Origin of the sequence: Bradyrhizobium australafricanum (assembly GCF_020329495.1) — a bacterium.
GTDB classification, from domain to species: Bacteria; Pseudomonadota; Alphaproteobacteria; order Rhizobiales; family Xanthobacteraceae; genus Bradyrhizobium; species Bradyrhizobium australafricanum.
The window spans coordinates 57,091-68,982 of the sequence record NZ_JAGKJL010000035.1 but is presented as its reverse complement, the minus strand read 5'-3'; the positions used below and the strand labels follow the sequence as shown (position 1 = coordinate 68,982).

The 11,892-nt window shown below is 62.3% G+C and carries 10 protein-coding genes; 3 read left to right on the top strand and 7 right to left on the bottom strand.

The window, feature by feature from the left end; genetic code table 11:
• Window positions 1-35 precede the first annotated feature (35 nt).
• The 3 genes from J6525_RS27690 (at window position 36) to J6525_RS27680 (ending at window position 4,562) form a co-directional block, all read left to right on the top strand.
• Entirely contained in the window at window positions 36-3,014 is a 2,979-nt protein-coding gene (locus tag J6525_RS27690) for an FAD-binding and (Fe-S)-binding domain-containing protein (protein ID WP_225647049.1), read from the top strand.
• Window positions 3,007-3,435 (top strand): GlcG/HbpS family heme-binding protein, encoded by a 429-nt coding sequence (locus J6525_RS27685; RefSeq protein ID WP_225647021.1) that lies wholly within the window; start codon window positions 3,007-3,009, stop codon window positions 3,433-3,435. Before J6525_RS27690 ends, J6525_RS27685 begins: the two co-directional genes overlap by 8 nt.
• A gap of 233 nt (window positions 3,436-3,668) precedes the next feature.
• Complete coding sequence (locus J6525_RS27680; RefSeq protein ID WP_225647020.1) at window positions 3,669-4,562, top strand: 3'-5' exonuclease; 894 nt, start codon at window positions 3,669-3,671, stop codon at window positions 4,560-4,562.
• 68 nt (window positions 4,563-4,630) lie between these two features.
• Here the strand turns inward: J6525_RS27680 and J6525_RS27675 are convergent, their stop codons facing one another.
• The 7 genes from J6525_RS27675 to J6525_RS27645 all read right to left on the bottom strand — a co-directional run bounded on the left by J6525_RS27675 (window position 4,631) and on the right by J6525_RS27645 (window position 11,803).
• Entirely contained in the window at window positions 4,631-5,374 is a 744-nt protein-coding gene (locus J6525_RS27675) for an invasion associated locus B family protein (RefSeq protein WP_225647019.1), read from the bottom strand.
• A 59-nt stretch (window positions 5,375-5,433) separates the two neighbouring features.
• Window positions 5,434-6,702 (bottom strand): YadA-like family protein, encoded by a 1,269-nt coding sequence (locus J6525_RS27670; RefSeq protein WP_225647018.1) that lies wholly within the window; start codon window positions 6,700-6,702, stop codon window positions 5,434-5,436.
• Window positions 6,703-7,308: 606 nt separating this feature from the next.
• A complete protein-coding gene (locus tag J6525_RS27665) occupies window positions 7,309-7,635 on the bottom strand; it encodes a Clp protease/crotonase-like domain-containing protein (protein ID WP_376708570.1) in 327 nt (108 codons plus the stop codon).
• A gap of 354 nt (window positions 7,636-7,989) precedes the next feature.
• Window positions 7,990-8,625, bottom strand: coding sequence for an acyl-homoserine-lactone synthase (locus tag J6525_RS27660; RefSeq protein ID WP_225647016.1), 636 nt, complete (start codon window positions 8,623-8,625; stop codon window positions 7,990-7,992).
• A gap of 208 nt (window positions 8,626-8,833) precedes the next feature.
• Window positions 8,834-9,562 carry an autoinducer binding domain-containing protein gene (locus J6525_RS27655; RefSeq protein ID WP_225647015.1) on the bottom strand — a complete coding sequence of 243 codons (729 nt, stop codon included), beginning with the start codon at window positions 9,560-9,562 and terminating at the stop codon, window positions 8,834-8,836.
• A 279-nt stretch (window positions 9,563-9,841) separates the two neighbouring features.
• Entirely contained in the window at window positions 9,842-10,525 is a 684-nt protein-coding gene (locus J6525_RS27650) for a GNAT family N-acetyltransferase (RefSeq protein WP_225647014.1), read from the bottom strand.
• Between the two features lie 111 nt (window positions 10,526-10,636).
• Window positions 10,637-11,803, bottom strand: coding sequence for an enolase C-terminal domain-like protein (locus J6525_RS27645; RefSeq protein ID WP_225647013.1), 1,167 nt, complete (start codon window positions 11,801-11,803; stop codon window positions 10,637-10,639).
• Between the last annotated feature and the right edge of the window lie 89 nt (window positions 11,804-11,892).

Here is an 11,892-nt window from a genome sequence, read left to right as displayed (position 1 = left end):
ATCAACGTGGCGTCATGGATCACATCGGATCTGGGATGAAGAACGCCTCCTCGCTCGAACAGCGCCTGCGGTCCGAACTGGCCGGCGACGTCTTTTTCGACGCCTTCAACCGCGGCCGCTACGCGACCGACGCCTCGTTCTACCAGATCATGCCGGCCGGCGTGGTGGTGCCGCGAACCGTCGACGAGGCATTGCGAGCGCTTGCGATCGTCCGCGACGCCGGGCGGATCGTCACCCCGCGCGGCGGCGGCACCTCGCAATGCGGCCAGACCGTCAATGACGGCATCGTGGTCGACCTGTCCAAGCACCTGAATCGGGTCCTCTCGCTCGACGTCGAGCATCGGACCTGCGTGGTCGAGCCCGGCATCGTGCTCGACGATCTCAACCGCCAGCTCAGGAAGCACGGGCTGTGGTTTCCGGTCGACGTCTCGACCGCATCGCGCGCCACGATCGGCGGCATGGCCGGCAACAATTCCTGCGGCGGCCGCTCGCTGCGCTACGGCACGATGCGCGACAACACGCTGTCGATGGATGCTGCGCTCGCCGACGGCACGCTGCTGCATTTCGGCGAGGTGCCGCGCGACCTGACGCGGGTCAATTCGTCCGACAGCGGACTGAAGCTGTTTCGCGACATGCTCGATCTCGGCGAGCGCGAGGCGCTCGAGATCGCGGACAAATTCCCCAAGGTGCAGCGCCGCGTCGGCGGCTATAATCTCGACGCGCTGGTGCCGCGCAATGCGCCGAACAACCTGGCGCATCTTCTGGTCGGCTCGGAAGGCACCCTCGCCTTCACGACGCAGGTCGAACTCAAGCTGTGGCCTGTGATCCGCAACAAGGCGCTCGGCGTCTGCCATTTCGGCAGCTTCTACGAGGCGATGGACGCGGCCCAGCATCTGGTCAAGCTGCGGCCCATTGCCGTGGAGCTGGTCGACCGCACCATGATCGCGCTCGGCCGCGAGATCGCGATGTTCCAGCCGATCATCTCGGCTGCGGTGCGCGGCGATCCGGACGCCATCCTGGTGGTCGAGTTCGCCGAAGAGGACGAGGCCGACAACCTTGCCCGTCTCAGGCAGCTCGGCGAGCTGATGGCCGACCTCGGCTTCGGGTGGGACAAGCCGCAGCGCAAATGGGGCGGCGTGGTCGAGATCATCGAGCCCGCGCTGCAGATCGGCATCGCCGATTTCCGCGCCGCCGGCCTCAACGTCATGATGTCGATGAAGCAGGAGGGCAAGCCGGTCTCGTTCGTCGAGGATTGCGCGGTGCCGCTGCCGCATCTAGCCGATTACACCGAGCGGCTCAATGCCGTGTTCGCCAGGCACGGCACCCGCGGCACGATGTATGCGCATGCCTCCGAAGGCTGCCTGCATGTGCGCCCGGTGCTCAATCTCAAGCTCGAGAAGGACGTCAAGGCGATGCGCGCCATTGCCGAGGAAGCCTTCGCGATGGTGCGCGAATACAAGGGCTCGCATTCCGGCGAGCACGGCGACGGACTGGTGCGCTCGGAATTCCACGAGGCGATGTTCGGGCAGCGCATCGTGGCCGATTTCCGCGAGGTCAAGCAGCGCTTCGATCCGACCAACACGCTCAACCCGGGCAAGATCGTCGATCCGCCCAGGATGGACGACCGTTCGCTATTCCGCTTCGCGCCGGATTATCGCGTCGGCGAATTGAAGACGGCGCTGGACTGGTCGGCCTATCCCGGCGCCGGCCGCGGTTTCCAGGGCGCCGTCGAGATGTGCAACAACAACGGCGCCTGCCGGAAGCTCGAAGGCGGCGTGATGTGCCCGTCTTATCGCGCCACGCGCAACGAGAAGGACGTCACCCGCGGCCGCGCCAATACGCTGCGGCTCGCGATCTCGGGCCAGCTGGGGGCAGACGCGCTCGCCTCCGACGAGATGATGGAGACGCTAAAACTCTGCGTCTCCTGCAAGGCGTGCCGCCATGAATGCCCGACCGGCGTCGACATGGCCAAGATGAAGATCGAGGTGCTCGCCGCGCGTGCCGCGACGCACGGCCTGTCGCTGCGCGACCGGCTGGTCGGCTATCTGCCGCGCTATGTCGATCTCGCCTCGCGCTTCGCGACGATCGCCAACTGGCGTAACCACAGCCCGCTGCTGCGCGCGCTGTTCGAGAAACTCGCCGGGATCAGCGCCAGGCGCGCGCTGCCGGAATTTCGCCACGACACGTTCCGGCCCGACGCCACGGTGCTGGGTCCGGTGGATGGCCGCGAAGTGGTGCTGTTCGCCGATACGTTCAGCCGCGGCTATGAGCGGGAAAATCTCGACGCCGCGATCGAAGTCCTGGTCGCCGGCGGCTATCGCGTGCATCTGCCGAGGCCATCGGACGGTGGGCGGCCGCCGTGCTGCGGGCGGACGTTCCTGTCGGCCGGACTGGTGGAGCAGGCCCGTGCCGAGCTTGACCGGCTGGTTGCGACCTACGTCCCGTTCGCGGCCCGCGGCGTGCCGATCATTGGTCTCGAGCCAAGCTGCCTGCTGACCTTGCGCGACGAGCTGCTGTCGCTGCGTTCGGATGAGGCCGCCAAGACCGTCAGCGCGCACGCGCTGCTGTTCGAGGAATTTCTGGTGCGCGAGGCCGAGGCCGGGCGGCTCGCTTTGCCGCTCGGCGCCGTCACCGGCAAGGCAGTGGTGCACGGCCATTGCCATCAAAAGTCCTTCGGCGCGTTCGAGCCGGTGGAGAAGGTGCTGCGCCTGGTACCGGGCCTCGACGTCAAGACCATCGAGTCGAGCTGCTGCGGCATGGCGGGTGCGTTCGGCTATGGTGCCGACACCTATCAGGCTTCGATCGAGATGGCCGAGCTGTCGCTGCTCCCTGCGGTCCGCGACGCGGATCAGGACACCCTGATCGTGGCCGACGGGACCTCATGCCGGCACCAGATCAAGGACGGCAGCGGTCGCACGCCGCTGCATGTCGCCAGCGTATTGGCGATGAGCCTGAAACGTGCGAAATCGAATTCCGACAGATTGTTACCGACAAAGGAAGAGGCCCATGGCTGAGCTCACTCTCGAAACTGCCCGCAAGATTCTGGATGCCGCGCTGGCCAAGGGGGTCGAGAAGAAGTTCAAGCCGCTGGTCGTCACCATCCTCGACGCGCGCGGCGCGGTGAAGGTGACGGCGGCAGAGGACGGCACCAGCCTGATGCGGGCCGAGATCGCCCATGGCAAGGCCTATGGCGCGCTGGCGCTCGGGATGGGATCGCGGGCGCTGTTTCAGCGCGCCCAGGAGCAGGCCTATTTCATCGATTCCGTGAACACGTTGGCGCAGGGCCGGCTGGTGCCGGTCCCCGGCGGCGTGCTGATCATGGACGGTTCTTCCCTGCTCGGCGCCGTCGGCGTCAGCGGCGACACCTCGGACAATGACGAGATCTGCGCCGTAGCTGGCATCGAAGCTGCCGGCCTGAAGGCCAACATCGGATGACAACAACTGTTTGGTCTTCGCCGCTCTCGCCGCTTGGTTCAAACAAGTACAGCTTCAATTACAGGACGATGACCGACCGGATCGTCAATCCGGTTCCACGGGAGAAGTCCTCCTGGTGCCGGGAACTCTCCGCGCACCGATGACCTATCCACAGGGGCTGCGATGCCGGGCTCGATCCGATCGGATAGACTTGCGAGCTATCAAACAAGCTCAATCTTCTCACACGGCCCAATATGACCGTTCAACCGACTCTTGCCGAGATCGCCGGCATGCTGGAGCAGTCACCCGATTACCGGGTGCTGCGGCGGCTGGTTCCCCGCTCCGAATTTGCTCCAAGCGACGGGCAATCGACCAAGATCGCAATCCTGCTCGATGTCGAAACCACCGGACTAGATACGGCCAAAGACGAGATCATCGAGCTCGGGATGGTCAAGTTCACCTATCTTTCCGACGGAAGGATCGGCCGGGTCATCGATACTTTCAGTTGCTTCAATCAGCCGTCGATCGCAATTCCCATCGAGATCACGGCGCTGACCGGTATCACCGACGAGATGGTCAAGGACCACGGCCTCGATGAGGAGCGCATCAACGCCTTCGTCTCCGATGCGGTCGTGGTCATCGCCCACAATGCCGGCTTCGATCGCAAGTTCATGGAGCGCTATGCACCCCTATTGACGCACAAGGCCTGGGCCTGCTCGGTGAGCGAGGTCGAATGGCGCGGCCTTGGCTTCGAGGGATCGCGCCTGTCCTATCTCCTGATGAAAGCCGGGCTGTTTCACGAGGCGCACCGGGCGGTCGACGATTGCCTGGCGCTGCTCGAAATCCTCGCCATGACCCTGCCCCAGCTCGATCGCACCGTGCTCTCCGTGCTGCTCGAGCGAGCCCGCCGCAAGACGATCCGGGTCTGGGCTGAGCAGTCGCCGTTCGAGCTCAAGGACGAGCTCAAGCGCCGCGGCTATCGCTGGAGCGACGGCGCCGATGGCCGGCCGCGGTCCTGGTACATTGACGTCGATGAGCCCAATCAGACAGCCGAGATCGAATATCTGCAGAGCACGATCTATCAGAGGGAAGTTGAGGTGCGGATCCAGACACTCACCGCATTCGACCGCTTTTCAGCAAGGGCATAGGGCGCTTTCGAGCGCAGAAAAACGCTCCAGCGCGAACGTTGACCATGTGGGAGTTATCAGGCGAAGCGTTATCGGATGCCCTTCCAGGGGCCGCCGTCGCCTTGGGTGGCAGCAACGGCTTCGGTCGATGTCCGGCGCGCAAAGCGCTTCGCTGCTGGAGGGCGTCCCGGGGTGGCAGGAGCCACCGACTGCGAAAGATCCGTCAGTGCCAACATTAGGCCCCGCAAGCTCGCCATAATCGTGATGGGCTTGCCAACTCGCTCGAACACGATCGTGGCGCGGTCCTCACGCCCCAGCAACGAGATCAAAGCAGCGTCCGCAGGAAACGTTGCGGCACATAGCGCCTGGTCGCAGATCAGCGGCTTGACGACGCGCGTGAAGCCGCCAAAGGAGACCGTGACACCGACCTCCACGCTGCTGTCGCGTGGCAGCATGATCAGCGCCATTGATCGTCCATCCTTGGTGAGCGCGATACGCCAGTTCAATCGCGCGGCATCACCGTGCGAGATCGTTTCCAGATAGCAGATGCGCCGGGCGTTGCGGATCTCATCGCAAACCTGGGTCCAATCGAAGAAAGGCCTGATCGTGCGGGTGTAGTCGCCCGCCGCGGCCGGTTTTCCTGGCGCGAAGACGCTCGCCCACTCGAATCCAAGCGAAGTTGCCTTTGTCGGCTCGGATACAATGCTGGCAGGGGCCGCTCCAGTCTGGCTCGAAGGCCGGGGTGCAGGGTCGGACGCGATCGCCGCCGACAAGCCGGCCAAGGCCAATGGCAAGAGCCAAGCAGCAACACGAGGTAAGCGTGATCTGGGCATGGCTTGTTTCCGGATTGATGGCGGCGGATTCGAGCGACAATGGTGCTGCGCCGAGGAGGTCAGAATCTGACGCCGATTGAGCCGGAAGCTCCAACGTCGCCCGTGTCCGGCGTGTAGGACACACTTGCCTTGAGGCGCACCGCATCACTCGCGCGGTAGGCAAGACCTCCCGCCAATGAGACTGAGTCCCGGAAAGCGCCGACCGCGATTGCTACGGAGCGGTCGCCTTTGGCCTCATCCGAGAACGCAAGTCCCGCCGCTGCCATCGCTGCCGAACCAGCCGCTCGCGCGCGCCGGTCCACCGCGGCCACCTTTCGATCTGTATACATCCGGTCTTCAGTGCCCAGCGCGGCGAGACCATCATTCAGTTGCTTCAGGTTGGTCGCATCGTTCGCCGCGGTACCCGCGGCCACATTGTGCAGTGCTACAGCGCCGGGAGAGCCGCCTTGCAAAGTTACCGAATTCAGGCGATGACCGTCTGCTGCGACGTCATATCGGATGCTGTTCACAGACGCAGCATTCAAGGCAGAGGCGACGTCATGATAGGTGCTCCCGAGGATCGTATACGAGGGCTGCGACACGGTTCCGTCGGAATTGACGTGCGAGCCCCCGCCAAGCCAGGTCGCGACCGAATCGGCTGACCGGTACAGCTGCTGCCCCGTGAGCGCATCAGACGATTGCGCTGAGACAATGCCATTTGTGATGCCCGTCAAGGTCCGACGGCCGTCGCTGCCGGTCAGATCGACGAGCTTGCCACCCGTCTTGGCAGCTATGGTCACGGCCGCTGTTGGGTCCCTCTGCCGGACCAGCCCGACCGCGCCGCTTCCGATGTCGTTGATCATGGAGGAGCTCATCGTGGCAATCTGCTGCTCGATCGCTTCGAGCGCGCCGCCGACATTGGTGGAGGGCATTCCGTTCACGAGTGTCGAAAAGTGAGTAACCTGTCCGGTCGTGGGGTCAAAGATGGCCCCTCCTCCGAAGGTCGAAGCTGTCGATCTGCCGAGATTATCATTATTGGACGTGACAATGTCCTTCGGACTTGGAGGTTGGATCACCGGCTGCGGCGTCGACACCGGCTGCGGGGCCGGGATCGATTGTGCAGTCGCGGGTGGGGCCGGCACCGGCACCGGCTTCTGTTCGGCGCAGTCCAGTTCGCCGCCCATCGCCTTCCACTGCTGCCTGAGCTGGTCTGTGCAGCCGCCGGGCGGCCGAAATTTCTGCACTGCCGGTGTTACCACGCCGTGTTGGACCTGCGCCATTGCCGGTGCAGAAAGCCAAATGGCCACCCCCGACAGGAACAGGGCGGATCCCAATACCGGTCTCAACATGTCACGATCTCCTTTCGCGTGAAGAATTACAAATGCGGCTGAGTTCGGCGCACATGGCCGCGAAGTCACGTCGCCGAGCGCTCGCGCTCTACAGCGCGGCGCGGCCTTGACCGCTCATGTGATGGGCAGTTCGCCAAGCAGCTCGTGCGCCATAAGCAACTACGAAACGTTTGGGGTTATCCGTCGAACCGCAGCGCACTTGATCGATCCGGCGATCGACCATTCAGTTTGAGCGTCGCCTCGACGATTGACGCGTGCGCGATTGAGAGAAATCGCAGGATTGAGCGCGGGACACATCTTCCGCGCGCCGCGCGAGATCGCTTCCAAGCTAAGTGAATAGAACTCATCGCCATCCTCACTGAAAAGGGCAAGGAATGCCCTTCGATGGGGATGATTAGAGAGAGCAGAATTTTACTGATTGCAACGAGACGCCGATGTCGGTCGTAGATTGGCGTAGAAAGAGAAGCGATTGGCAGGCCGGTCGATTCAATATCGGCAATACCGCTTTTAGGCCGAGCATTGGCCGTCCGAACTCAAGAGCAAACGTAAGCACCCCTCGAGGACCTCGTATCAGTCATCGTTGGACGCCGCATGCCGTAGGTTTGCTCAAGCTGATAGCGATAGCTCAGCACCAATCTCCTCGGCGCGAGCGAGCGGGTCGACGACGACTTCATGCACGGTCCCGATTTCGTGGGCACGCGGTCCCGTCACGGTCAACCTCAGAAGAATCATCTCGACCGCCTCGGCCTCACCAATGATCCCGGGCAAGCGTTTCGTGCGGCTCGCCGCAATGGCTTTGCATCCGGTACGATACGCGGATCGGCCGAGCAAATGCTCGTCGACCACTTTGATGATTTCGCAGCGCTCGGCTTTCAGTGCCGCCGCCATCGCAACGGCCGCGGTGTCGCTGCCGCCCCGACCGAGCGTCGTGATTCCCTGATCGCCGGGTTAACACTCAGCGCGCTCTTTGCGTCATCCCGCAATCTTAGGGAATGTCGCTGCTTGTATGCTCGTGGCCGCATTCTGACCGGCGCGGTAGATGCAGCCCTGTCTGTTGGCCAGCATCTCCGCAAACGTCCGCCCACTGAGGTTTGCCTCACCCATGATTTCTCTTCGGGATCCGCCCCTTCCGCTAACCACCTTTCGGGCATTAACGCCCACGGCTAGCAAGATGATAGGCTGAACGCCCGCATGTGCAGCCACACTGATTTCGGCACCGGTTCCTTCGACGGAATACCGTTCCAGCCGAATTAGCTCAGTGGCAGAAATTCGCGGAGCGGCTGCGGGTCACCGCGCGCCCCCCAACCAATCCGGCTCTACCAGAACCGGCCCCTCGACACCAGCGCTCCGACGCATCGCGGCCAGCGCCTCGTCGCAAGCATGCAAGAAGCCTGCAAGCGCCATGGTGTTCCCCAGCGGATGCGGAGCCGCGATGCGCTCAAGGGGCCATCCGGCACGCCGCAAGATACGCTCCAGCCTGGTGTCCGTGACGGTTACAATAGCCTCCGCATTCGCGATTTGCAGGTACTCGATCATCGCGGCGAACAGCATGAGGGTCGCACGATTGAGACCGTTCCGCGCGAGCTCGCCCTGATTGGCGTCAATGCAATACCGAGAACTCTCGAGCACCTTCTCGTTGCGCGGCGCCGGCCGACCACCGAGCAGATCAGGAAACGTGTCGGCGAGCATTGTCGGGCCCGTGGTCGGAAGCAGACGAACACTTCCCACGACGTTGCGCTCTTCCGATATGCACAGCAGATAGACGGGCTTGAGCACATCGAAAATATCGAGCTCAAACTCGCCTGACACGGAGACATTCCAGTCAAGGCGATCCTTGAACACACGCCGACGCAGCCGGAACATCGCCTTCAGAAGATCGAGATGCTGGCCAAAGCGGCCACAACTTAGCGCAATAACATACATGGGTGACCTCCACGGAAGCGGTCACCAGATCAAAACTTCGCAGCGACTTCGCCTGTAGAATTTTGCGGGTCGGGGCCACGGAAATCACGTCAAAGCGCAGCGAACGGAAGCAGGGTGCAATGGCCAACCAATATGGATCCTGGCCACGAACAGGCACACATCAATCACCTCAGTCACCACCGAGCGGGGTAGTAGCCGGCGAGTTCGATCAGGGCAACAGGCCCCGGCGCAGCGCTTCCGCCACGCATTGCGCGATCGATGCTGCGTCAAGCTTGCGGCGCGCGTTTTCGAGGTGGAAGACCACAGTACGCGGCGCCGTCCCGACCAGCAGCGCAATGTCGGCGACGGTCTTTCCCCGCGAAGCCCATGCGAGGCACTGCCGCTCGCGCAGCGTCAAAACCGTCTTGATGAGCGGTGCCTCGGCGCCAACAGTGAGCTTCGCCGCTACGTGGGTATCGAAATAGAGTCCAATGAGCTGAATGATGTCCCTGACTTCCGCAATCAATTGCTCGCTTTGGGCAGCCGATTCACCGGTTGCGAGCGTAAATGCGGCTATTCGTCCGAAGCCACCTCTGATCGGCACAGTGACGCCGGAGTTGATGCCAAACGTCATGGCTTCATCGAAGAAGCGGCGCTGCTCGCGCGTACCCGCTGCCTGCGGGCTCCCGCCTCCCCAGCTAAAGAGGTCATGCTCGCGGCGCGCCCGCCGCACCACTGGGTCCAGATCCTGATAGCCGAGATCGAAGTACCGCTCAGTCCAGGATTTCGGATAAGAGGAGATCAGCGTCGGTACATTATCGGTCAAGCGCAGATAGGCGAACCACTTGAAGCCCAGCCGCTCCGTGATCCGTCTCGCGATACGCTCGAAGTCGGCGGCCCCATTGGCCATCTGGATGGCGTCGACGAACTCTTGAAACGAATGCTCTATCCGCCTCATGGTTTTCGGCCCGTATGTGGCGCAGAGTTGAACTCGCAGTGTGGACCCGTACCGACAAGGGCCGCGCGGCCAAGCGCTCCTGCAGGATTGCGTGGATACCGCCTGCAAGCTGCAACGGCGCCGCCTGCGCCTGCTTCGCGGGGCTCGATATGCGTCCAAAGCCACGGGCCCAAGCGGGGAATACCGCAACCGGCAGAGTTGGACGCCCGCTTTCAGCGCAGCTGCATCATGCCCAGTAAAGACAGCAAACGCTTGCTTCATCCGTCAATCATGGGAGCTTCATAGAAATTGACCGACGGGCAGATCGAGGTCGATGGTCGCATTCGTGAAAATCGACGCTTGAGCACGGGCCTTCGTCGAAAGAAGCCGCATGAGGACAATTTTTTTCAAGGTCGCGCTGGAGAGCGCTTCCTCATCCCGGCTGCCAATCAACACGACATCCGATACGACGGGCCAGGCGCCTGCCCGTTCGTAGAACTGCGCCAACGGCGGATCGCATGTGAAGATGCCGATATCTGCACTGCTTCGCTCAATGCATCGGGTTGCTGCCGCAACGGTGCGCGAGCCCAGATGGCGCCCCTGATAGTCGGGATCTGTCATTACGTGGCTCAAGCCGGTGATGCTGAATGTGTGCGCACCATGCCGGATTATCTTGCTGACCACAGCCGCATAGCTGATGACCCTGCCGTCGTCCGCGCAGATGTAGAACGAGAGTGCATCGAGCGCCGGATCGTGAAGAGGCGCTGGATTTTCGTCCTGCTCCGGTTCCGCGTAGACGCGACACTGCAGCAAGTCAAATTCCTTCCGCAGCGCGCGAGAGGCTCGATTGTAAGCGATCACCTCGACAGCCATCGTCGGATTTGGGGCGAACGTCGCTTGCCCGGCTCCAGCGCTTGAGCCGGTTCGACGATCGCCTTTGGTCACAGACGCTTGTGGCGCCGGTTCGGACGGCTTGTGTGACACGGTCTTCCTCCTTCCATCTCTCGAGCACGGTGACGTTCCAGGCCTCAGGACGCGCACGTCTCCGGACTTCGACAACACGACAGCGAGCGCCGGGTTGAGCGACCAACTCTTTTATGCGAACACCCGGTTCGCCACGGCGTTCTTCCTGATGAAATCCCAGTCGTAGGATACGCCGAGGCCCGGTCCGGTCGGTACCGGCACGCATCCGTCCTGGCCCACGCAATCGAGCTGATCGCTATAGCCGCAGGTAAAGACCGGAGCGATCACGTTGGGGCATTCCGGTCCGACGAGGGCGAGCTCATAATAGTTGCTGTTGCGCATCGCCGACATCAGGTGGCGGTGTGCTGGGCCACATGCATGTATTTCGACATCGAGGCCAAACGCTTCGCCCAGACGGGCTACGCGCAGCGCCCCCGTGATCCCGTGATCGTACTCCGGATCGACACGCAGAAAGTCCGTACCTCCCGCAACGATGAAGTCTGCCTTGGGTTCGATACCTCTCACATATTCCGTGAGGAGTAGCGGCGTTGTCAGCATCTCGCGCAATTTCCTATGAACGAAGGCGGATTTCCCGTTGTCCCGGAACGGATCTTCGTACCAGAAGTAACTGGCTTCATCGCAGGCCCTGCCGACATAGAGCGCGTCAGAGAATGTACGCAACTGGTTGGCCGGATCGAGCATCAGGACCATGTGGTCACCGACCACCTTCGCTACGTGTAGGACGTTCTCAGCCTCCCGGCGTGCATCGCCATCATTCCAGCCGTGGATCTTGTAGGCGCGAAAGCCGAGCGCATAGCACTGTTCGGCGAATGCCGCGTAGGCCTCCTTGCAATCAAGGCCACCTTCCGCGTCACCCAGATAGGTCGAGGCATATACCGGAAGGCGGTGACGATAGCCGCCGATGAGTTCGGAGACCGATACACCGTATTTCTTGCCAGCGAGATCCCACAGGCAGATGTCGAGCGGTCCATGTCCCATGCCCGACCATTGCCGTATCTCTCGTTTGAGATCGTCGAACAGCGCTTCCCGTTGCAGCGCGTCGCGGCCGAGCAGAAATGGAGAGAGCATCTCCATCTCGCCCCGCGTGGCAGGACTGGCACACCAGTTGGTAACATACTCGCCGCGCAGCCCATCCTTCGTCTCGATGGCAATGGCGTTCTTCACGACCTGTAACGTCGCGCCGCGTTTGAAGCCAACGTGCAGACCGAAACCGGTGCGCTGCAGATTGCGGACGTCAAACACGAAGTCGATGATCTCAACCTTGCATATCTTGCTCATACGCCATGATCCTCCTACGGAAATAACGGAAACCGCGCGAATACATCGTCGGCCTCAGATCGGGACTTTCAGTCGGTCAATGGTCAACA